We start from the raw sequence: 23004 nt of genomic DNA on the forward strand, positions 1-23004 counted from the left end.
CTCGGCAATTGCGGCAGAACGACGCGCTGGTGCGTCAAGGATAGCGTCTGTCACCCCAATTGCAGCCTGATGTTGATTTGCAGCGGAAAATTGGGCAGAAATTGACTGTAGCGCAGAAAGACGACTTTCCTCATCTTCGATCGTTTTCACCAGCTCAACCGCTTGATTCAAGAGTTGCGTCGCGGCTTCGGGCTGATTGACCCTAAACTGTTCCGTTGCGATCGCCTTGAGTACTTCAGCTTTTACAGCGGCAGAATCAATTGTGTTCGCCAGTTGAACAGATCGATTAAACAGTTCAGTTGCTAGATCAACCTGTGAGTGAGCAAAAGATCTGGCGCAATTTGCAAATGAGTAGCGCAATGGGTCAGTGCCCCTCCAAGGCAGCGTTCTGGATTCTGATGACTTGAAATAAGCTGTGCTGTCTAACCACGGCTTAGAAGTAGACAAAAAGCCTAAAAGGCTCACAGGGGCTAGCCCTGCAAGATTACGCCACTCATTCGCAAATTGCGCCAGATCTTTTGCTCATTCACAGCTATCCTCCGGGAACCGCCCCTCAACGCGGGATTCCCAATAAGGGGTGCCCTCCCCCCGCTGAACTTGCAAACGCTCAATCCAGGCGATAGAAACAGCACCCTTAATGACATCTCTAGGCAAATGCGGCGGCCATTCATCCTGAGGCTTTACCGGGTCATCTAACCGCTCGGCGGGAGGCTTCAGAATTTGGGCGGCGATCGCTGGCTTCAGCCTATGAATCCCATCTGATTGCCTTTCATAAGCCCAGGAAACATTAGGGTGTGACCAAACTGAAATCCCAATAGAGCTAAAGGCGCAGGCTTCATAGAACGCTGTGCCTGTTTCCGTAGGGTTTCCAATTCTAAGTAGCCTGTTGCTAGAGCCTGTGATACAAAAGCTGGCACCATCATCGATTTCTTTGGTGATACCGTTCGCCTCGTCCAGGATGATTAGAAGCTTTTCGTCATGCTTTCCCTGAAAGTAGTTCGTGTCATAGTCCCGGCTGGTAATACCCTCAGCCCTAGCCTGCTCGTTTAGGCGAGCAAACATCATGCCTCGATAACCGCCGAGCTTAGCCTTGTTGCGGTCATACATTTGGCGAACTTCTCGCCAAAGAATATTCTTAACCTGATCCTCGCTAGGGGCGGTCGTGATGGCATATCCACCGACTGCAAAAACCCACCAAATCACTAAAACCGAAGACCCGAAGCTGTTGTGTTCAAAGAATGAGGTTAAGAAGGTTTCATGCTCAGGCACCCCAATCGCCACCGTCCATTCAGGCTCCTCTAGCTTGCGAATACTAACGACCTTTTCCCAAACGGTGCCATCAGGGGCTTTTAGCTTTCGCCATTCTGAAACCTGAGCTATTTTTGCCTGAGCTACCTCAACGACTTGCTTTAACGCCTCCTCTTTGCCATAGATACCAATCTCCTCAGTAAACCTTAATTGCTGTTCACCCTCATGAATGAACAGCATCCAGGCGTTACCCTTTTCCTTGGGCGCGACGTTGGCTATGATTCCAAACCGCAATAGCAACCGCTGTACCTGTTCGACTAGCTCACGCGAAACGCTACAGAAACCAATCTCCGCCTGTAAGGTATCCCCCTGACTATCTCGACTATCTTTAGATACGCAAGCCCAGCCATCGGCAAAAAACAACCGGGACAGGAAGGTAGCCAACTGATCTTTAGGCAGCTCAAAGATGCAATCTGGAATCCGCTTCTCAGGCGACCCCCTACCCATTAGTTCATGCTTTTGAAGTAGGGCAAGGCAACCTATCGGGGAGATGGACTTCCTAACCTCCTCAAAGGCTGGGGTGCCCCTCGTCATGCCGCCATCGCCAACCAAATAAGCCAAAAGCGTAAGCTCAGGCTCAGGCATGGGGCGAGCGCCAAATACAGGAATCTCCTGCGGTACAGCACACAGAACATCATGCTTGCACCCAGCCATTGTCCAGCCCTCACCCTCAACCTTAGAGGGCTGATAATCAGGGGGGGATTCTAGCCATGCCTGCATTGTTGCAATGCCTGTCCAATGCCGAGCATCAATGATTTCTTCAGCATCATCCTGACTCCATTTGATAGCTGTATAGAGGGGATGCTCGGCATTGCGAAGAATACGCCGCCCCGTCTCGGTCGTAACTTCGTAAATGGATTCCTTCAAATTCCATCCGGCAACAGCGGGCACCGGGACAACTTTCCCATCGACCAGGGTTAAGAGGTTAAATTGCTTGTCTACCAAGCTTTCAGCAGATACCTCCAGCCCGCTTGACAAAAGCAGTTTGTCACCTTTAGCCACACATTTCCCAATTCCGTGACCTGCGCGGACATTGGTAATTGTCCGGTCGCGAACGGATTCAAAAAACTGAATCTGCTCCTGAGTTAATTCAGGCACACCTAACACATGCAGGGCAAAGCCAACCGGGTCGTTTTCGTATTCGGGGTAGGGTACAGGTTGCCGTTCTATTTCATCACTACTCGCTAGGCTCTCCGCTATTTGGTGAACCAGTGAGTCGAATAAATTCGGTACTGATTGCGGCAAGAGCGGCTCGATCCTTGACATGTTTCTTGATCACTTCTGTCAGCGACGAGATTAGGAGTAGGGCTTTTTCTGCGGTAATGAATTGCTGCATATCTAGCAGGCGCTTGCGCTCAGATTCGACTAAGCGGCGGCGTTGCTCCATCAGGGCTTTCACCTCGTTCCAGGCGGCATAATCGCCCAAGCCCCGTTTGATTAGGCGGCGCACCTCAGCGAGCGCTGCTGTCACCGCTCCCTGATCGTTTTGCTTCATCGCATCCTCAAAGGTCTGGAATTCAGCCTTGAGCCGTTTCCATATCTCCTCCGAATCCCCGCCCTCAACCCGCTTAAGCATGTCAATCATGCGGGCATCAATAAGCTGAACCTCCTCACGTAGACTCAGCAACTCCTCGTCGTTTGCTGATGCCTCATATTGCTCTATCAATCGGTCGGGAATATGGCGCGAGTATCTTCCAGTTTTAGTTTGAGGTAGGGCACGACCTACAGGGGTATTGCCCCCGTGATGGTAACAGACGTTTCTGCCTGAGATAGCGGGGCGCTGGCAGCGCTCACCTGTTTGTTTGGACTTAGCTGTACATTGAGGCATTTTTAGAGGTCTCGCTTAGCAAGGGATTCCAAATTGACCCTATAAAATCCCCCTGAAAAAATTTAGGCTTGCCTAGTGAATTTGTAGGTAATTTTTTGGGCGTGTATTGAGTCATTTTTGGGGGGCTCGCCTGGACAGCGAAAATGCAATTTTGAATCTTGACATGAGGGTTCTGTTTGACATGAGGGTTCCAGCTTGACCCCAAAAACTCAGCCGAAAAAATCTGGGCTTGCCTGCCGAATTTGCCGATCAAATTGCCCCCCGCTTTTGCCCCTATTTTTGGATGCAGGCTAGGGGGTAGGGGTAGCGATCGCCCCTAAAGTCAGAAGCCTTTCACAACCCTCAGAAGCGGATCGGTGGCGGATGGGTGACGGATGGGAAGCGCTTATTTATCCGCCACCGTTCCGCCAGTCATCCGCCACCGATCCGCCACTGGGGTGATTTTGGATGGGGCTGTGAATGAGGCTGTAAATGAGACTGTGAGCGGGTTTGCAGGTAGCGATCGCCTTTTCAATCACCTTTCAGCGATCGCCCCTAATTCCTTGCTTCTTCTTTTGCAACCTCAAAAAATAGGGAGCCAGCAAAATATGTAGGAATAAAGTAACGCGTAAAGTTCTACTGAAAGAGGTTTCTAGAAACGGCAAGGTCATCGCGGTTGTACGTCCCGCTTACCAGGTTTCGGGGACGGGGGCGCGGGGAGTTCTGTTCTACAAGCTGTCCCCTGAAAATTTCTGGGAAAAAATCTGGCTGCGTCTAACTGGGAACCGTCGAAAATATGATTTGCCGGAAATCATGAGGTCCAGGACGGAGCCATGCGATCGCCACTTTGATTTCAAAAAAGGGGATTGGAAGTAGCGATCGCCCTCATGAGCCATCCCCTACGAACCCGTCACCAAAACGCCACTAAAAAACTAAGCCATGCATAGCGCCACTGAAAGCGAGGCTATGCATGGCTTTTCACTATTAAGGCATTTCTACAGGTGCCTTTTTCCAGCTTGGGAAATACCGATCTAGAAAACCTGCCATTTGGGCATAATGCGGGTTTTTCCGATAGTCCCCAATCTGTACCAGGCGAATAGGGTTAGTGACAGCGGGCGATCGCAAGCTGCATTTTGGCGCTTCCCGTTCCCAAAAGCCTAGAGCATTCAGCATCTTAAACAGCAATTCAGGCGTTTCAGGGTACAGGGCACAGTAAAGCCCTCCCTGCGATCGCCTTTTTTGTCGCCATTCGTGAAACAAGCTACGATTCTGAGCTAGGGCAAGGTAGAAAACGTAGCTTGCTTCTTTAAGCGGGGTAGGAGCGGGATTAAATTGCAAGTAAATAGGCGCGGGCGATCGCTCGCGGAGTTTGTCGCCAAGGGTGTTCATGCTAATTCCGTTAGATCAAAGCATTAAGTCGAAGCGTGACGAATAGCCGATTTAGCGGGAACACAGGAAGAAGTAGAGCTACACCCCTGTATTAGTACGCAGGCGAAACAAAAACGGATGATTGAGTTTGCAAAATCACCAAGTGGGCAAGCCTGAAAAAGCGTGAAAACTTTTAGTTAGCTAAGGGGATTCTGCTAGCTTTGAGCGCCCCTGATCCCTATGGCTACTACCGTTTTAGACATGCTGATCCGTGCCCGCAATCAAACGACGGGCGTGTTTCAGCAAATCCGGGCGGGGTTTCGGGGGATTGGGGAGGAGGCGGATGGGACTAAACGTAGAACCCTAAGCCTCAGCGATGCGATCGCCTTTGGCATGGTTAAAGCTCAGGCGGCAACTCAGTTAGCGCAGAATGGTATTAATTTCCTAAAGGGGAAAATTACAGAAGCCACTGATATTCAGCTACAAAACATTTCAGCGGCGACGACCTTTGCCTCCCTAACCGGGAAAAGCTACGACGAGGCTTCCGGGTTTGTAGATAAGTTCAACGTTCGAATATCGGAGGCGGCGGCATCTTTGCCGGGTAGCACCGCCGGGTATGCCCAGTTGGCAAGAACGATCGGGGACTCGGTGTTGCCCGCGTTTCAGAATGCTCAAGGTCAGCTAGAAAACATGCAGGGGTATGAGGACAGCCTGTTTAACATTACCGAGAAATATGCAGCATTATCGGCAGGCTCCGGGGTTGATATTGGCAACACCTCGCTAGGTCTAACACAGGCGTTGAACGGAGCTTCGATCGCGAGTTTGCGCCAAATTCAGATTTTCCAGAATAACCCTGTCTTGCTAGGCGCTATCGAGGACGGGTTGAAACAGGCGGGGGCTAAGAGCTTAGCTGACCTAAAGATCAAAGACCGTGTCCGAATCATTGAGGAGGCGGGCGCGAAGGTCATTACAGAGGACTTTATTGAACAGGCTAGTAACTCTGTATCAGGTTTAACGGAAAGTTTCAAAAGCTCCATCTTTGACCCGCAAACGGGTTTGTTTGGTCTGTTTCGTGACCTGAATAAGACGACTGAGGAACAGGAAACCGCGTTTGCTGCCTTCAATGAATTCTTAAAGACGATGGTTGGATCAGAAGGGTTGCTCACCGTATTGGGTGAGATCCTGAAAGACTCGGGTTTGCCCGACCCGATGATGATGCTGAAGCGGGCGTTTGAGATAGCGACTGATTTGGTCGGGCAGGTTACGGAGATAATTTACTTCTTCATCAACTCAATGGAATCGGGGCGGAGCTTTATTGACACCCTGACAGCGGTTTTTGACGTGATTGATTTGGAGCTTAGTCCGGGGGCGATCGGTGAACGCTTGGCGGAATACGTCAATATGGGCTTCAGCTATATTTTCGACACTGCTTATGCCTACCTGTCTGGACTGGACTATGGGCCTATCCTGTACGCCTTTGGACAGGGGGTGGCAGCGCTGATGATGGGTGTAGGTAGCTTTTTAGTAAGCCTAGATCCGGGGGTCTACATGTCAGCGGGTGTAGCTGTAGCTGTTGTTGGGGTGCTGATTCCATTTATTGTCAATGCGTTCATCAGCTTAGGCACCTGGATCGCTTTATCTTTTGCCGCCGCAACAGCCGGATTGCCGTTACTACTAATAGCGGCAGCGGCGTTGGTAATAGTGGGACTGGTCCTTCAGATTAAGAACCATTGGAATGAAATAACAACCATCATGTCGGAGCAATGGGCGAACTTCACAGCCATTTTCCGGGAGGGGATGGAGCTTTTGAAGGCTGTAATTTCCGGGGACTTTACCGAAATTCAGGCAGCGGTAATTGAATTTTTGGAAGCGATTAAGACCGCTTTGCGAAACCCGATAGATCAGCTTTATGAGGGGGTCACAGGGCAGGCTTCAGCGACCCGACAGAAGGACATGAACGAGGTTGAGCAAAGAAGCCTTGACCTATTAAATCAGGCTCAGATGCGGGCGGCGGAGCGCAATGCGGAGGCGACGGGCGGCGATGCGGTTGCGGTTGTAGCGGAATGGGCGGGAGGCTTACCCCGTGTTTATAGCGCGGCGGGTGGCTTACTATCCGCCATTTCACAGGAGGTTAGGCGAATGCCAGCCGGATCTGACCTGGCGATCGCTAACACAAGCGAGTTTATTTTAACCCCGCAGCAAATGCGTAATATGATGCATGGGGCGGCGGAGGTCGGCTCCCTTCAAGTTTCGGAGCGTCTTGCCGCCATTAGCGGACTGACCGGCGGCAATGCGGGCTCCCTTCAAGCGACGGATCGTGTTACCGGAGGCGATAGGGTAAACATGGGCGGCGGCGGGAATGTCTATCAGATGACGTTCAATATTCCCCCACAGCAAAACCCGGAGGCGACCGCTAGGGAAACCCTCCGATTCTTTGAAATTTTCTTGCGGGAGGAAATGCAGGCTAGATTAACTTAGCGGGTTAGATTGCTATTGACATACCCTCAGTCACTTGCCTGGTCATTGCATCTGCAAACTCAATTTATGGGAAATGGCTTCTACTACACCCCTGGTTCTGAGATCTCCTAGAGGTGCGTATACAACTGATTTGCCAGCTCCATCAACCCCTCTCCCGCCAGTTCCATCAGTCGTTCAGGTAAGTTTTCGGTTGCAACAAAGATGCTGCCGTCATCATCCACCACAAACTCTAGAGACTCCGCCGTCACGAGAAAAGGAAACCACTCTCCCTTCACCTGATAAGGAGGTTGAACTTGCTCAACATCAACAACACACACTTCCGTTAGCGGAAAAGCAAACAACCCCTCGATCGCACCTCGTAGTCCTACCTCTGCGACTTCAAACGGCACTTGAGACGGGCTCATCAAACTCCTTCGCTCCCCCAGTCGCTGCATCTCCCTCGACTGGTTCAACCGTTCCCCCAACTCGGCGATTTCTCTAGCAGGAAACTTTAACGTCCGTCGCACACTCGCCAAATAAGAATCGAAGTTGAACGGCACACCCTGCTCCTGCAATCTCCCCTGCACCTGCTTTTGGACAATGGCGATCGCCGCTTCTAATAAGTTCGCTGTCTGGTCGCCCTCACTCTCCCTTGCCAGGCTTCGCATCTGCTCGCGCACTAACTCACTTAGGCTTAACTCCAGACCGCTACTGTGCTGCTCGACCTCTCGCTGCATCAAGCAACGGGCGATCGCCACGACGTTTTGCAATACAAACTCTTCCTGAGACAACACCTTCAATCTCATACGCCCACCTCTGTCAGGTAGCAATAGTATTGGCTCTCGCTGATTAATGCTGTGCCTACCAAGATCCCTACGACCGGTTGAGCATCTAACTCAGCACAAGCAGATGTATAAGCTGCCATCCGAATCAACTCTTCCTCAATCACCTGCTTAATCTCAGCAATAGACTGAGTTGTCGCCTTTGACTCCACCAGATAAATCTTGCCGCCGCCCTCCATCACAATATCTGGATAGTCATGATTAGGGCGAGCCAGTTTGCGGCACCGGTAGAGCCGCTGGATTAAGAATCCCGCAATCCCCTCTCCAATCCCTGCCACGGCACTCTTATTCGGAGCCACCACCTTGTTCTCGGTGCGGCTATAGAACAAGGGAGGATAGCCCGGCTCTAAAAAAGCCCCGCAGGAGTAAGTAAACCAGTACTGCAGTTCCTCTAGGGGACGATAGACCAACTGTTCAGAATACTTAGTGATCATCCGTTTCAAGAGGTTCTCCTCAATCTGCAAGGGATCAGCTAGGCTGTAGCTCATCGGCTTGAGCGCAAGTCGGGACTGTAACTGAAAGCGCATCGTATACCTGCTCGCCGCCGCTTTAGCAAGAGACTGTTCGAGCGAGGACAACTGGCAACAGCGACGTTCTAGATGGATTTGAATCGGCATAGTGTGGGGAATGGGAACAAGCGACTAACCCTCACACTAAATTTCCAGACTCCCACAATGCAAATCTTCCCTATCACGGTGAGGGTTCTTTCCCATTGGTTCGCAGCAGGGGGCAAAGATGTCGCCTGAGACTTAAGGGAACTTTGTAGTATTTCTCCCAAAGCAAATCCATCTCGGCAAGCCGACGTAAGTAGAGAGGCTCAGGCGGGCGGTAGTTGCCTGAACCGGCAAACCACCGGTCTACAGTCGGTTGGGAGCAGCCGCAGATCTGCGCCATCTGAGCGTGAGTGACATCCCACTTGGCATAAAAATCAAGATGGGACATCTGAAGCTGGCAGTGGGTGTAGAAGTGGAACAGTCTTAGTTCATGCTGTCCCAAGTTGCGAGGACTCATCGTTGTTCTTCTTCCAAAGCAACAGCAGCAGGCTGAATGAGGGCGAGGGACACTAGGGAAATTCTGGCAGGCGAATGTCGTCCTCCCAGGCTAGGTCAGCTTGAACCCAGGCACGGGAGGGGCTAGCAGACGAGAGGAGAATAAGATATCGCCATGACCAAGCTTTCAGGTGACTGGCTGGGGCATATTGCAGCCCAACAATAGTGCCAAAGTCTTCACTGGGTAAAGGATTCCAGCAGACCTGATCTCCTAGATTGAACTTAGGCGGAGAGGTACTGTGTGGAAACTGCTCGGGTAGGGGTAAAGAGAATTCGGTAGATGAGGTTAGGGTTTCTGCCATAGCAATCTGCTTGTATCACTGGGTGATGACGATGATCAATGCCAAGTCATCCTCAAAGCCGTAGTCCTTCTTACAATGGGCAAAGGAAAGGCTTTGAGAATCAAGCCGCGCAAAATGGTGCCATCCGTCTGCTTGCACACTCCCTTCTAAGCCATAGAAGCGATCGCTTACCACTCCAAAATCTTGCGTTAGCACTCGAAACCAGCTGACGCGGTCGCCTATGTTGAATTTGACCGATGAAGGGAGTTGACCATCGACTGAGCCAACTATTGGTTGGCAAATGGGGTCATTAGACACAGCAGTTTAATCCTCAAAAATTGACGATCGCCGGGCGACATAGAAAGTAAGAAGCACTAAGAACTTGGTTCGTCAGCGATCGCTCAAACTTAGTCCCTAGTTATCAACACAGTAGCGAACCCCTAATCAAGAGTCAAGAGATTTATACGTAATTTACGTATTAAAATTTTGTTACTTCCCTTTCAGATAGTCCGGCGGGGGGTTCAATTCTCGTATTTGATTTAGCAGGTCTTCCTTTTTCAGGATATTAAGCACATAGTCAGGGCGTCCCGTAAAGTCTTTTCCCCAGCCTTCTATCGTCCGTTTTGACAGTCCTGTAGCTTCAGCAAGAGCATTAACACAAACTGTGTAGTACCCGCGTTCATCGGGATTCCCTTTGATCCAACGCTTACAGAAGTCGAGCGGCTCCAATAGTTCAACCTGAAAACATCGCCCCTATCATGCCCTGTTTGCCGACCTGAGGAAAGAAGGCTTATTCGTTTAGTACGCTATTTACGTATTTCATATCCTTTTAAGCTGTCAGACTTCTACCTTTAATCGCTTACCCGACTGTAGCTAGCAAAATTTGTTACTAGTCCTAGCTCCAGAACAAGTTGCTCATAGTGTAGAGGTGAAGCAGCATTATCCAGCTTAGAAATCGTAATGCCAAGTAAGCGAACTTTTTGTCCGTCCAAGCCAACACGATTAAAGAGGTCTTGTGCTAAGCCTAAGATCTGGTTCTCTTGTTCAATCCATTCCAGCAAGGTACAGCTGCGGGTAATTTGCTGGTAGTCGGCAAATTTAATTTTCAACGTTAGCGTTCGACCGCGCGTTTGCTGCTTCCTAAGCCGTTGGTACACGACTTGGGCGATGCTAACTAATTCCTGGCGCATCCTTTCCAAATTATCCAGGTCTGGGTCAAAACTTGTCTCCCCTCCTACAGACTTACGGATGCGATTAGGATTGACTGGGCGATCGTCCTTTGCCCTGGCAATTTTGTAATAAAACCTTCCTACCTTACCGAAGCACTGCACTAATTCATCTTCTGTACGCTCTTTGAGGTCTATTCCATGATGAATCCCTAACTCGTGCATCTTCTTCGCAGTCACCTGCCCAATGCCATGGAATTTTTCAATCGGCAAAGACTCAACAAATGACTCTGACTCATGAGGTGGAATCACCGTCAGTCCATCCGGTTTGTTCATACCAGACGCAACTTTAGCCAAGAATTTGTTGATAGATACACCAGCAGAGGCAGTCAGACGGGTCTCCTCAAAAATCGCTTGCTTGATCTCACGGGCGATCGCCGTGGCTGAACTGGTTTCTTGCCTGTTATACGTCACATCCAGGTACGCTTCATCTAAGGCAAGCGGTTCAACCCAATCTGTGTAGCGGTAGAAGATAGCGCGAATCTGCTCAGAAATAGCACGGTAAACCTCGAAGCGAGGCTTAACAAAGATTAGGTGTGGGCAACGTTGCAGGGCAATGCGGGAAGGCATGGCTGAGTGAATGCCATACTTACGTGCCTCATAGCTTGCTGCTGCGACTGCGCCACGCTTATCGGGTGAACCACCCACAACCAGAGGCTTGCCTCGATAATGCGGATTGTCTCGTTGCTCAACCGACGCATAATAGGCATCCAGATCAACGTGGATGACTTTGCGTTGTCCATCCATAGCACAATTAACGTACAGGTGTTCTAGTTGTAGTTTATAGTTCTTTGTCTAGGCATGATCCTAAAAAATTTAGGACTGGGCTGGAGCACACGTTTGAGCCAATTTCGATAGAACTCTTCCCAGCTTAATTAGTTCTGGGGTACCTCAGCATTAACTAAATGTTTCAATAACCAGAGAGCATCCGAACTCATCTTCTAGACATAGCCTTCGCTTAAATTTCTTATGTACAAACCGATTTTCTTATGTACAGTCTTAATCAAGAACCGGTAAAGCGGTTTATTCTCCACGTTTTAGCTACTATTTGCCCAGTGTAGGTAAGAAAATTTGTTCCTGTACATAAGAAAGCATAAGAGGTGAACCCCTTACTTAAACTATAGTAAAGAGTCACGATTTGGCATTTGACCGCAGCCTTCCGGGATTAATCTGAAACTGAATCGAAGGTGTTTTTCTTTTACCTGGTAACTCCTGTGCACCAAGGATGTACCCATCCTGTTGCAACTCCTCAACAGTGCGCCAGAAGATTTGATTATTCCGCGAGGAATTGCTGCTCAGAAGGTTAAGGTTCTTAAACAAATACTGCTTAGAAATCGTTAAATATTGCCCATCCTGAGGAGAATCCCATTTTAGACGACTGGCAAGATAAAGCAGAAGCTTGGTTCTGTAGTCATTTTTCGCATTGCTACCAAGTTTCTGTGTAATGTCTACGTCTCCAGCAAACAAAACATAATCCCCTGTACGGCTGGGCCCCTCAAAGAACTCTAGAGAGACTGTGTATGAGTCTGCTAATTCATAGGTATAGTCTGCTGCTTTTGCAAGGTCAAAATCCCTTGAAAGATTCTCTATTTTGTAGCTTTTGATCCGCAGAATACTTTTGATGATGACCTCTGCCCCAATTTTGTTACCCTCTCTCAAAGATTTAGCCAAAACCAACTCAACCCGGTGGAGTGCTACCAAGTCTCGGTTCAGTTGCGATCGCACCTTTGCATGAAAGCTACCTCCTTTTGTGCGCGAATAGCCCAAGCTTTCCAATAGATCATTAGAGCGGAAAGTAACGACTGGACCATTATTCTGTTCAGCTGCCAATTTGTAGAGGTACAGCACGATCCCAACCTGACGAGGATTCAAAAAGGTCAGCAGTGCCATAAATAGACGTTGGATTTTGCGGTCTTGAATTTTCTCAAGTCCCTTACTGATCCCCTGGTCAACCAACACTTCCAAGTCAAGGTTATCGTACTGCTGGTTGAGTTCCTCCCACTCGTCTGCTGTCAGATCTTCGAGAGGAACGCGCCGTGTTACTGCTACCTCACCGGCATCACTCGCATCTGCTTCAACTCGCATCTCCAGATAGTACCCATCCCCATCTGAACGCAGAATTGGCAGGCGAACGTCTGGGTTGTTGACTGAAGCTGCCGCCCTAGGCAACACCATGAGCAACTGTCCGTCTACAGGAAAAGTTAAATCTTTTTCGCTCAAAGTCATAGGAATGGGTAGGTAAGCATGGGGGAATTCTACTAGATCTATTGAGTTTTGATCTCAAACACTCCAGATATAGCCCGCTTTGTTCTATCACTCCGGCGTATGTTTTTGCCTTCAAGCTCTATCACTCCGGCGTATAAATACTTCTATCACTCCGGCGTATAAATTAGATTTGTTCTATCACTCCGGCGTATAGTCTGCTCTATCACTCCGGCGTACAGAATTCATAAACTGTTTGCTAAAGCTTCTTCTCTACCGGGGTTAGGGAAATTGTTCTATCACTCCGGCGTATAGTCTGCTCTATCACTCCGGAGAAAATCGTGGTTTTGTTCTATCACTCCGGCGTATAATCTGCTCTATCACTCTGCCGTATTCTTGTTCTATCACTCCCACGTAAAGTACCGTTGTGATGAATTTCCGTGTGTTTTATAAGAAAAATTTAGGTGTTTAATAGATCGCATCTCCTCTAGTTCTTCTGTTCTAGAGCAGTACGAAATATCCAACTTCGCTACCTGGAGGTCGCCATACTATGACGCAATGGTCTTTAATAAGCCATTGCCTAGATGCGTTCTACCCAAGATACCAAGTGGTATCCACCCGCAGTTATTAGAAAACCGGGGCAGAACCTCGCCAAAGTCTCAACTATCCCGGTTCCTACAATTTGACTGATGAAATAGTTATTTCCTCAGCCAGTTTTTTGTATCTGCATAATAGCAGTTCTGGTGGTTTGCCGTGTAGCAAGCTGTGTCAGAGTTTAAAAATTCTGGCAGGTTTTCTTTTGGCTTAATGAGGCAAACATCTGCTGAAGTAGATTAGCAAGCTATTAAGGGACGGGTTTGAACGAGTTTAGGGAGGATATCTGAGCCGGTTCCACCGAAATGGAGCCGATATGACAATTACTCAATCCAGCAATTACTTTCAATACGTCCAGGAATGGGACGACTGTTTTCTCGCACTTTTCCCCCACCGATTTGATTACATTTGGGCAGAACACTCAACTTCAGATACAGCCGTTGAGTGGAAAACAGAAATCCGCCATCCTTTATCAGATCGGCTAATCCGCCAAGGTACCTATCTCTATGGTGTTCGCTTCGGCGCAGAAACCAACTATTGCCTCCTCGACATCGACATTGGTAGTCTCTATCACCCCAGGCGTGATCCCTTTGCTATTTCCCGAATTGTCAACGCACTGGAACCGTTAGGACTAGTCAGCTACATTGCCTGCACCTCCAGTTACAGCGATGGTTTGCATCTCTATTTCCCGTTTGGGCAAACCCAAAGCTCCTGGCAGTTGGCGATCGCTCTCGCCTGCCTGCTTGAAAATGCCGGGTTCAAACTGCTACCTGGACAACTCGAAATCTTTCCAAATCCCAAACCCTATGCCACAGATGGCAACCTCAGCCTGTTTAACGCTCACCGGCTTCCGCTACAAACTGGTTCTTACTTGTTAAATGAGGCATGGCAGCCAATTTGGGGAACTTCTCAAACCTTCGTAGCCCAATGGCAGCTTTCCCAAGGGCGTAACGACATTGACAGTAAAACACTCAAACAAATCCTCAAGCAAGCCAAGCGAAAACACTTTGGCATCTCAGGCAAAGCCGAGAAATTTATCAATGATTTGAACGCCGAGATTGAATTGGGCTGGACAGGTTATGGACAAACTAATCGGCTTCTGGGTCGCATTACTATGCGGGCTTACATCTTCCACCACATTCTCTCGGGCGGGGAACCCCTGCAAGGGGATGCACTCGTAGATGAAATTGTCGAAACAGCCCATTCACTTCCCGGTTACCAGGAGTGGTGTCGGCATCAGCACGAGATTGAGCATCGTGCCCAAGAGTGGGCAAGGTGCATTGAAAATAGCCACTACTTCCACTTTGGGGATCAAAGTAAAAGGTCAGAACCAGAAGTTCAAGATCCAGAACTGCTCGCTGCAATTGATCAATCCCCTTCCTGGAATCAACGCCAATCTGCCGCAACGAGGGATCGTATCAGAAGAGCGATCGCCGACTTACTTGAGAAGAATAGTCTACCTGCCCGAGCAACCGCTCGGTTTCAAGCGCTGCTGAAATACGGCGTTGGCGGCGCTTCTCTCTATCGCCATCGAGACCTCTGGCATCCTAACCACTTTATTGGTTCTGATTCAAATCAAACTCCAACATGGGATTCACCTGTGGAAAACCCCCCAGACCCCCCAAACTTCAGTACGGACAGCCAGTTAGATTGCGCTGGAGGCGAATCTAACTGGCTCAGTCCTCCAAGCTTATTGATTACCAATGACGGTGATAATCCGTCCCATCAGGCTTCCAGCGATTTTACACCTTCTACCCCTTCCCCTGAAGTCAGTAATTTTTCCCCAGATGCTAACGCCCACGCTTCAAGCCCAGAACCAACTTCAGGGGTGCAATACGTACAAGAGGCATTGCGGAATATCAGAGCCTCGCAGGAAGCCTTTCAGGAGGCAATTCGACTCGCTCAGTCCCAACAGGAACGTATTCGCTCCGAGGCAGCCCAGCAAAGGCAAATTGCTCGAATGCAGCAATTCTTAGAGTCAGGTGACCCGATTCTTGTAGCTGAGGCAGTGGCATGGGCACAGGTCAACCCAGGCGTTCTACGGGACGATGCACTGCCATTCTCTTTATTCACAGGTACGGGTGAGCTGGGCGATCGCCTATTCATCTTGACCCAGATTGAAACCCGCACTCGGGAGTTGGGGTGGTCAGAGGAGCAGGTGGTTGCGGCGCTCGGGCAGCGTGTTGCCAAGGAGTATCTGCTGATGCTGACTGACTTGGAGTTGATTCACTGGCTTGTGTACCTGAGCAATACCCCTCGGAAGTGATGTGTTGTGTTTATGGGGTATCGGGCAATCAGAAAAAGGGGAGCGAAAGCAGTGCTTGCCTTCATCCAGAACTACAGGACTGATTTCAAGTTTCTTATGTACTGTCTTTTTCTCTTATGTGCAGCTTTGATTAATGCTTTGCCCTTAGCGAAACTACCTCAGAATCTAGCTTTTGTACATAAGAAGCCATCTCACCGATTTCCTTCTACGCTGCTGCTTCATCCTCAAAATTTGTCTCGCTGCCCTCCCATTGCCTTCAGGAAAACAGCTCTGCACCTAAGAAACGATGCCCAAACAGTCTGACTTCGACAAACTTCGCAAGGCACTGCCCAAACTCACCCTTGAGCAGGCAAGACAACTCTACTCAGAATTGGGTTCAATCCTGCAAGACTTGGAGCGACAAGCAGCGGCTCCACAACTGACCAGGACAAAAGGTCGTGAAGTTGTGGAGGTCAGACACGTAAGCAATCTAGAGGGAGCTGACGCGACCACGCACCTTTACCAACTGGAGCGCATTCGCTGCGGCAAAGCAGGTTGTAGATGCGCTGGAGAGAAGGGTGAGCTGCACGGACCTTATTGGTATGCCTACTGGCGTGAGAATGGCAAACTCAAAAGCCGATATGTGGGTAAGCAATTGAAACCGATTGATTGAGCCAGAAAACTTCAATCCCGATAGTAGCCCTGGCAGCAGGTTTTTGGCGGATATACCAGAGTATTTTCTTATGTACAAGCTCTACTTCTTACATAAGAAAGAAATGGTAGAAATATGGGTGTACATAAGAAAACATTGTGTACATAAGAACTACTACACTGTGTGACCTTGTACGTTTCAAAAGTGCTTCTACAAACGAAGCTTTTAAGGTGGAAGCCAGCGGATTATCTTGCCTAGAGGCGAGAGCCACCTCAAAGGGTTCCAGCTATACAGTTTAATTTCAAAGCTAGAACTTTGTGGGACATTCCAAGAAAATGGCACCAAGCTTTTCCTACACTTGATGATGCAACATACTGGTGGACAGCCAAGAGATTATCTTAATTGTCAAATCGCTACAACCGAACCCATTTTCACCACTGCTGAGGAGGCGATTGCCCTAGTGTTCCGCATCCCCATTGCCCGACGCGATCGCCTTCTCCCTACACTAGACCTCCTGCACGAATATTTGATCGCCTCCTAAATCCTGCATTTTTGGGGAACTTTGAAGCTCGATCTTGATAGTTTCGTAGGAAAAAATCGATTCATGCAGGAGGTCTACTCATTAGTCTCAATCTGCTGACCGTATTGATCCTGGTAACAGGCAATAAGGAAACCATAGGTTCAATAAACGATCACTGCGGGAGCCGCAGAACCAAAGACTTCCTCCTGCTTGTCGGGATGCAGATAGTCATTCTCCCACTTCCAGGTAAAAGGTACTCCTCATGATGCAATACTCGCTTCGGCTACCTCTCGTGAGAGGCTGTATTGCCCCTTCTTAGCCCGATACCACTTGTCATTCTTCAAACCAATCGAAAGAACATTTGAGACTCGGTTACGAGCATCATTGCGGGCTGCTTGAGGAGTCGCATCGACAAAAAGCATGTTCACAATTTCTGGAACACCCAAAACTGCCTCCGGTTGACTTTGTATCACACTTGCCACCGCTTGCGGGAGAGACAACTTCGCGAACTCCTTGCGGATGTAATGCTGCCAGCTCTTAGCCGGCTCATCGAACTTCGATTTTCTCGTCGTTCTAGCATGATGTCCTTTAGCAGAAGGTTTAGTCTCTTGGGTAGCCTGTTCTTTTGACCCCGCTGTCTCATCATCAGAAACTGCAATTGATGTGTCTGTAGGTGCAGGTGCAGGTGCAGGGGATGCAGGATTAGATGTCCCGTCCACCGCAGGCGGTGACTCCAGAGAGGGAGATTCTATCGAACTCCAATAGCTTCGAGAGTGTCGAGTCAGACGATGCTTCAACAGTTTGAGCCTGGGGCATAGTGAAAAAGTTCTCCAATTGGTGAATGTCAGTTAAGGTTGATTCTGATTAAGGCATCGCAGCTAGCACACTCGCCCACTGCAGCAGATTCTAAGAGTAAGAATTTCGAAACTGTCAGATCTGAGTACTCAAATCACCGCTTTTTTTATCACTTTTTATCATTGTAAGCTTTCTCTTCATTGGCTTCGATTAAATCGCTTGAAATAACTCTTCTAACTCACTCACTCGTTCAACAAAATGTTCTCGTTGCTTTGATAGAGACGCTAATTCTGTCATTTTTGCTCCAGGTCGCAAAAACTGCCTCACTTCATCAAATGCTTGACAAAATCGTTTCGCACTTTCAATCGCTCCAAACCCGAGCATTGGAGAGTAGCGTTGTTTTATCCCCCGGTGACTCTGTTCGATCAGATTCCCCAAACATCCTCTCACTTCATGCTCAACATCCGTTCCCAATTCCTCATCAATCGCCCTGGGGTACGAGATCAACCCATCTGTCACGACTCCCTGCGGGGGTTCTCCTGCAACTTCATGCACTCTAGAAAAGAAGGCTTTTGTTGCTTCCATGTCCCGCTTTTCGCTCAATCTCACATCGACCCAATTGCCATCCTCATCAATTGCACGATACAGATAGCACCACCTTCCCTTGACTCGGATGTACGTCTCGTCCACAAGCCAGATTTTGCCAACCTTTCCCTGGCGTTTGGCTCTCAGCTGCTGGGCAAACATTGCAGCAAAGCGTTCTTCCCAGTCTCGTACTGTCTCATGCGTAAACTCCAACCCCCGGAGTAGGAAGAATTCTGCAATATCTCGAAAGCTCAGCTTGTAGCGCAACCGACACAGCAGGACTTGATACACGATATCGGTGGGTACTTCGACAAAGTTAAAGGGAGTGCCTGTCCGTTCGTTAAAGGTGCGGCGGCACTCCTTGCAGCAAAACTATCGCATAGCCCAAGTTAGTTGTGCGTTGTAATCCCGTAGTGCGGGTAGAAGCGCAGTGAGGGCATTTCATGGAAGGCGGACTGAACGGAGGTTGAGGGCAGAAGCTAGTTTACCAGGCAGGGGCTTCTACTCTCAATTTGAGTACCCAGTTCTGACAGTTTCCTAAAGCTATGCTATCCTCCAATCAGACTTTCTAAGCTTTTCAAGAGCTTATCTATCTCCTGCCGTTTCTCCACATCATTCAATAACCCTTTACGACGGATAACTTGCTCAATATTAGAGATACGGCGATTGAAGTCTAGCGGCTCAGTTTTTAATGGAGATTGCTGTTTGATTTCCTGTTTAACCTGAGTCAGAGAAAGATTTTCAGCAACAGTCTTCTCTAGAAGTCGCTGACGCTGCTCAGGATCTTTTAATTTAGCGATCGCCCTGGCTTTTGTATATTCCAGCTTCCCTGTTCTTAGAGCCTCTAAAATTTCTTCTGGGAGGTTTAGTAGAGGTAGTCGGTTTGTCCTGAAGCTCTCTGGAGTCAAAGTTCCTACAAGCGCAAACACCTTTTCTATTCGATCTAAATTTTTGCGGATAACGTTATCCGCAATTTCCTCTCCTTTTCGTTTTGCATGTGCTGCAGTGTTCAAGGTGCTAATGACCTCTTCTCTAGAAATTTGTAGTGTAATTGCTAGGAGGTCAAGAATTCCTTCAGTCTCCTCTATAGGATTAAGGTCTTCGCGCTGTAGGTTCTCAATTAGAGCAATCTGTAGAGCCTGTTCGTCATTCAGTTCTCGGACGGAAATTGGAACCTCATCTAGCCCAGCTTCTTGAGCAGCACGATAACGGCGCTCTCCAGCCACTAACTCGTACTCATCCCCCACCAACCTTCTGACTAGAAGCGGCTCTAAAATACCATGCTCTTTTACTGATTGAGTAAGCTGCTCCATTTTGACAGGATCAAAATATCGACGAGGTTGTCGATGGGGAAGCTGAATATTTCCAATTAGAGTTGTATTAGCCGACTGCTCTGCATTGTTCTTACTCCCACTACTAAGAAATGCATTAACTCCACTGAGAGCTGAGTACTGAGTTCTCTGCCGTTTTGTGCTCAAGGTAACTTCTCCAAATCTTTTGCTATTTGCTTAAGAATGGTGACTGCTGGATGTTTTGGGCTAAACACCGCTAGGGGTAATCGTTCTTGGGATGCATCCGGGAAAGCAGTGGAACGTGGAAGAGGTGAATAAACTTTAGTAATTGCTGAAAGTTGGCTTTCAAGTACACCAAGAGCTTCACGGTCTTGTAGCGTCCCTTTGGCATAGATCGTTGGTACAACCCCGGCAAGTTCAAGCTTGTGGTCGATTGCATCTCTCACATCAGCAATTGTTTGAAGAACTAAATTAGTTCCCTGAATACTTTTGAACTGAGTTTGGCTTGGAACTAAAACGTAATTTGCTGCAACTAGGCTCAGAGTACTGAGCATGCCCAAGCTAGGAGGCGAGTCAATCAAGATAAAGCTATATCGGTCCGTAACTTTATCAATCGCCTGCTTAAGCCGCAGTTCTCGCCGTAGTACAGAAGATAGCTGCATCTCTGCAGCACTAAGTAGAATATTAGCCGGCACTAAGTCCATTCCATGTATTTCACTCAGGATGGGCAAAGCCTTCTTATCAAGAATTGCGTCCTTAACCGTTGCCTCCTGCTCAGTCGGATCTACTCCCATAAATATGGTGAGACTAGCTTGTGGATCCATATCAATGAGAAGAACCTTTTGCTTTTTTCGTTGCCCTAACTGATACCCTAAATTCATAGTTAGGCTAGTTTTTCCAACGCCACCAGCCTGGTTGAAGATTGTAATTACTTTTGCCACTTGGTGAACCGTCAATTGATTTTCAAGGTTTGTGTGACAGAGTACTTAAAACACAGTTAATCTATCCTGAGATGAATCATACTAAAACAGCGGACGCTTAGAACGATGATTTTTGCTGTTGGTGTACAGTTGTGGCTAAGACAGGTTTTCTCTCCTCACCAGATAATTATGCTGTATTCCTTAACGACCTAAAGCAGAGGATTCGTCAAGCCCAGGTTAAAGCTGCTTTAGCCGTTAACCAGGAACTCCTCTTACTTTACTGGCAAGTTGGAAAAGAGATTCTAGAACGGCAGCAACTTGAGGGCTGGGGGGCAAAAATCATTGATCGGCTGGCGAAAGATCTAAAGCAAGAATTTCCGGACATCAATGGGTTCTCCCGTTCCAATTTGAAGTACATGCGGTTGTTTGCTCAATCATATTTGGAAGAACAAATTAGCCAAGGAGTGCTTGGCCAAATTCCCTGGTACCATAACATCGCCCTTTTAGAAAAACTAAAGGCTTCTGAAGAACGAGTTTGGTATGCTCAAAAGGCAATTGAAAATGGCTGGAGTCGAAATGTCCTTGTAATGCAAATTGAGTCTGATCTGTATCGTCGTCAAGGTGGTGCAATTACTAATTTTGCTCAGACTCTACCTCAACCCCAATCCGATTTAGCCCAAAACTTAATTAAAGATCCTTACAATTTTAATTTTTTGACTCTTCAGGAGGGAGCGCAGGAGCGAGAACTTGAGCGAGCTTTAGTGGACCATATTCGAGACTTTTTGCTGGAATTAGGTGTAGGTTTTGCTTTCTTAGGAAGCCAGTACTCGATACAGGTGGATGGTAAGGAATACCGACTAGATTTGCTGTTTTACCACGTTCAGTTGCGCTGCTATATCGTAATCGACTTGAAAATGACTGAGTTTGAACCAGAGTTTACTGGAAAGATGAATTTCTATGTGTCTGCAGTAGATGATTTACTGCGTCATCCACAAGATCAGCCTACTATTGGATTAATTTTGTGTAAATCTAAAAGTAAAACAACAGCTGAGTATGCATTACGTAACCTCAGCACTCCGATTGGAGTATCAACCCATCGCTTGCCCAAGCAGTTGAAAGACAATTTACCCTCAATAGAACAGTTAGAGATTGAGTTGGAGGCGATCGCCTTGGAGTTAAGTTGTGAGAAACAGCCTGACACAGAGTAATTCCAGTAGCCGCCAACAAACTGAATTAGAGTAATTGCTTCACGCTTGCTCACGTTTTCAAGTTTTATTCTAGATAGTTTAAAGCTATTAATCTGATCCTAATTCTGGACTAGTTCCTTCAGAAGCAATTGCCCCTCCCATAATTTCCTCAAACGCTGCCTCAGCGGCTTCATAGTCAGCAGCTTTGGTATACCGTCGAAAGTTCTGCCTAAGCGATGCTGTGTCAAAGTCATCGCATGGTGTGGAATTGCTCTTTCCAAAACTAGATTTGTCGCAAACGTATGTCGGAATTGATGGGTGTGAAAATCAATTCCGATCTGCTTAGCAATTTGAGCCATGAGCTTCTGAATACTGTCATATCCCGAGTAGAAGAGCTTCTTGGTTCTAGCAAAATCAATGTAGATTTTTGCTAAAACTAGGACACTTTTAACGCTCTACCAAAAAATTGCAATACTTACTGTTCTATTGAAGTTGTCCGGTTGCCTTAAAAAACGCTCGCTTCGCAGCTAGTTTGTTCTTGCGGTTGGTGTAGCGCTTAAAACTGCGGATGTCCCGATGCCGTGATAGCTCCATCGCCAGCGCTGTGTCCATCTCCAACTTGACGATTAAATTTGTGCAGAACGTGTGCCGACCGCGATGCGCGTGTAAGTCTATCCCCGTATGTTCGGCAAGCTGCTTCATCACCTCATCCACTCCCCAATAGGTCAGTCGTTGCCCTCGACTGCGGTTAGAATTTGAAACAAATAAGGGGCTTTCATTTGTCAGTTCCTGCCCTAACGACCCTGCCTGGGTCTGCCGCTGCTGCACATAAGCATCCAGGTCAAGCCTTGCCTGTCGAATCAGCGGCACTTCCCCTACACTGTCATGCTTTGCTTCTCGAACTACAATTTGGTGTCCATCGTAGTCCTCCAAGTTGAGGTTGATAACCTCTTCAGCCCGTAAGCCATGCAGCAGTACTGAGAACAGAGCGCGATCGCGCACCGGATCACGACTAACCTCCTCGATAGCAGCATAAATCTGCTCGACTTCCTCATCCTCTAGTTCCTTCGATTGTGCCTCCGGCACCTTTTCTTGCTTCACCCCAGTCGTTGGGTCACTGAAAATATACTCCGACTCCAGCATCCACTTGTAAAAAGTCTTGAGCGTCCTCAAGATTCGATTGGCTGAGTTAGGAGCCAGTTTTCGTTCCTGCAAGAGATATTGCTTGAACTGTGCGACTTGTCGCCGGGTCACGTTCGCCCACGCCTGCTGCGTCCACTCCATAAAGCACTGCAAGTCCCGTCGATAGGCTTGTTCACTCTTGGGCTTAAGCGCTCGCGCCGCAATAAACTCATCCACCTTGGCTTGTCTCAAATCCGTAGGAGCCGTAACCCTGGAAGCAGAAGCTTGAGGAGCCTCCTTGCCTCCTATAAGTGACACAATCACGGGATCTGGAATAGCTAGACGTTTCATGGCGATCGCTGGGTAATAACAGGGTGTAGAAAAGCATCCCAATTCTTTCGATTAAAGCGTGAGTCAAGCAGAACGAAGATACTTCATTTCAACTGATCTGGAGTAAGCATTTCTACTTACTGCTCAAAGTTTTATCCCAGATATTTGACCAATATCTGGGATAAGAACAGTCTAAGACAATTTTAGAAACTCAATCGAGAG

General features: G+C 48.1%; 21 protein-coding genes and 1 pseudogene. 6 read left to right on the forward strand and 16 right to left on the reverse strand.

Annotated elements, in window-relative coordinates; all coding sequences use genetic code 11:
• The 3 genes from H6F93_RS15525 to H6F93_RS15535 form a co-directional block, all read right to left on the reverse strand.
• Nucleotides 1–360 (reverse strand): hypothetical protein (locus tag H6F93_RS15525; RefSeq protein ID WP_190682339.1); only part of this gene is annotated, 360 nt, incomplete at its 3' end.
• 162 nt (nt 361–522) lie between these two features.
• Nucleotides 523–2574: an LAGLIDADG family homing endonuclease gene (locus H6F93_RS15530; RefSeq protein WP_190682342.1), complete on the reverse strand. Its 2052-nt coding sequence runs from the start codon at nt 2572–2574 to the stop codon at nt 523–525.
• Nucleotides 2486–3136, reverse strand: coding sequence for a putative phage terminase small subunit (locus tag H6F93_RS15535; RefSeq protein ID WP_190646960.1), 651 nt, complete (start codon nt 3134–3136; stop codon nt 2486–2488). Before H6F93_RS15535 ends, H6F93_RS15530 begins: the two co-directional genes overlap by 89 nt.
• Before the next feature lie 374 nt (nt 3137–3510).
• Here H6F93_RS15535 and H6F93_RS15540 point away from each other — a divergent pair, with 374 nt between their 5' ends.
• Complete coding sequence (locus H6F93_RS15540) at nt 3511–3729, forward strand: hypothetical protein (protein ID WP_190682346.1); 219 nt, start codon at nt 3511–3513, stop codon at nt 3727–3729.
• Between the two features lie 370 nt (nt 3730–4099).
• Here H6F93_RS15540 and H6F93_RS15545 read toward each other — a convergent pair whose 3' ends face one another.
• A complete protein-coding gene (locus tag H6F93_RS15545; RefSeq protein ID WP_190646962.1) occupies nt 4100–4504 on the reverse strand; it encodes a hypothetical protein in 405 nt (134 codons plus the stop codon).
• A gap of 219 nt (nt 4505–4723) precedes the next feature.
• Here H6F93_RS15545 and H6F93_RS15550 point away from each other — a divergent pair, with 219 nt between their 5' ends.
• Nucleotides 4724–6961 (forward strand): hypothetical protein, encoded by a 2238-nt coding sequence (locus tag H6F93_RS15550; protein WP_190682350.1) that lies wholly within the window; start codon nt 4724–4726, stop codon nt 6959–6961.
• Nucleotides 6962–7068: 107 nt separating this feature from the next.
• Here H6F93_RS15550 and H6F93_RS15555 read toward each other — a convergent pair whose 3' ends face one another.
• The 7 genes from H6F93_RS15555 to H6F93_RS15585 all read right to left on the reverse strand — a co-directional run bounded on the left by H6F93_RS15555 (nt 7069) and on the right by H6F93_RS15585 (nt 12564).
• The gene (locus H6F93_RS15555; RefSeq protein WP_190682354.1) at nt 7069–7746 is read right to left on the reverse strand and encodes a hypothetical protein; all 678 of its coding nucleotides are present in this window, start codon (nt 7744–7746) and stop codon (nt 7069–7071) included.
• Nucleotides 7743–8309 (reverse strand): hypothetical protein, encoded by a 567-nt coding sequence (locus H6F93_RS15560; RefSeq protein ID WP_190682356.1) that lies wholly within the window; start codon nt 8307–8309, stop codon nt 7743–7745. Before H6F93_RS15560 ends, H6F93_RS15555 begins: the two co-directional genes overlap by 4 nt.
• 163 nt (nt 8310–8472) lie before the next feature.
• Nucleotides 8473–8793: a helix-turn-helix domain-containing protein gene (locus H6F93_RS15565; RefSeq protein ID WP_190682359.1), complete on the reverse strand. Its 321-nt coding sequence runs from the start codon at nt 8791–8793 to the stop codon at nt 8473–8475.
• A 52-nt stretch (nt 8794–8845) separates the two neighbouring features.
• Nucleotides 8846–9133, reverse strand: coding sequence for a hypothetical protein (locus H6F93_RS15570; protein WP_190682361.1), 288 nt, complete (start codon nt 9131–9133; stop codon nt 8846–8848).
• A 15-nt stretch (nt 9134–9148) separates the two neighbouring features.
• Entirely contained in the window at nt 9149–9430 is a 282-nt protein-coding gene (locus tag H6F93_RS15575; RefSeq protein WP_190646968.1) for a hypothetical protein, read from the reverse strand.
• Between the two features lie 533 nt (nt 9431–9963).
• Nucleotides 9964–11085, reverse strand: a complete 1122-nt coding sequence (gene dinB, locus H6F93_RS15580; RefSeq protein WP_190682364.1) for a DNA polymerase IV — start codon at nt 11083–11085, stop codon at nt 9964–9966.
• 384 nt (nt 11086–11469) lie between these two features.
• On the reverse strand, nt 11470–12564 hold the full coding sequence (locus tag H6F93_RS15585) for a hypothetical protein (protein WP_190646970.1): 1095 nt from the start codon (nt 12562–12564) through the stop codon (nt 11470–11472).
• Nucleotides 12565–13450: 886 nt separating this feature from the next.
• Between H6F93_RS15585 and H6F93_RS15590 the strand changes: the two genes are divergently transcribed.
• The 3 genes from H6F93_RS15590 to H6F93_RS15600 all read left to right on the forward strand — a co-directional run bounded on the left by H6F93_RS15590 (nt 13451) and on the right by H6F93_RS15600 (nt 16572).
• On the forward strand, nt 13451–15400 hold the full coding sequence (locus tag H6F93_RS15590; protein ID WP_190682367.1) for a hypothetical protein: 1950 nt from the start codon (nt 13451–13453) through the stop codon (nt 15398–15400).
• A 286-nt stretch (nt 15401–15686) separates the two neighbouring features.
• The gene (locus H6F93_RS15595; protein WP_190646972.1) at nt 15687–16052 is read left to right on the forward strand and encodes a DUF6788 family protein; all 366 of its coding nucleotides are present in this window, start codon (nt 15687–15689) and stop codon (nt 16050–16052) included.
• A 340-nt stretch (nt 16053–16392) separates the two neighbouring features.
• Nucleotides 16393–16572, forward strand: coding sequence for a hypothetical protein (locus H6F93_RS15600; protein ID WP_190682369.1), 180 nt, complete (start codon nt 16393–16395; stop codon nt 16570–16572).
• Nucleotides 16573–16811: 239 nt separating this feature from the next.
• On the opposite strand, the gene H6F93_RS15605 is transcribed toward H6F93_RS15600, so the two are convergent.
• From H6F93_RS15605 to H6F93_RS15620, 4 genes and pseudogenes are all read right to left on the reverse strand, one after another.
• Entirely contained in the window at nt 16812–17270 is a 459-nt protein-coding gene (locus H6F93_RS15605; RefSeq protein WP_190682372.1) for a hypothetical protein, read from the reverse strand.
• 286 nt (nt 17271–17556) lie between these two features.
• A pseudogene (locus H6F93_RS15610) lies at nt 17557–18228 on the reverse strand (IS6 family transposase); the annotation flags it as partial.
• Between the two features lie 251 nt (nt 18229–18479).
• Nucleotides 18480–19409 carry a ParB/RepB/Spo0J family partition protein gene (locus H6F93_RS15615; protein ID WP_190682374.1) on the reverse strand — a complete coding sequence of 310 codons (930 nt, stop codon included), beginning with the start codon at nt 19407–19409 and terminating at the stop codon, nt 18480–18482.
• A complete protein-coding gene (locus H6F93_RS15620) occupies nt 19406–20164 on the reverse strand; it encodes an AAA family ATPase (RefSeq protein WP_190682377.1) in 759 nt (252 codons plus the stop codon). The genes H6F93_RS15615 and H6F93_RS15620 overlap by 4 nt, the downstream gene beginning before the upstream one ends.
• Before the next feature lie 131 nt (nt 20165–20295).
• On the opposite strand from H6F93_RS15620, the gene H6F93_RS15625 reads away from it, so the two are divergent.
• Entirely contained in the window at nt 20296–21351 is a 1056-nt protein-coding gene (locus tag H6F93_RS15625) for a PDDEXK nuclease domain-containing protein (protein WP_190682380.1), read from the forward strand.
• 462 nt (nt 21352–21813) lie between these two features.
• Here H6F93_RS15625 and H6F93_RS15630 read toward each other — a convergent pair whose 3' ends face one another.
• Entirely contained in the window at nt 21814–22803 is a 990-nt protein-coding gene (locus H6F93_RS15630) for a tyrosine-type recombinase/integrase (protein WP_190682383.1), read from the reverse strand.
• Between the last annotated feature and the right edge of the window lie 201 nt (nt 22804–23004).

It is taken from the genome of Leptolyngbya sp. FACHB-671 (assembly GCF_014695745.1).
In the GTDB taxonomy this organism is placed as follows: Bacteria; Cyanobacteriota; Cyanobacteriia; order Elainellales; family Elainellaceae; genus JAAUTN01.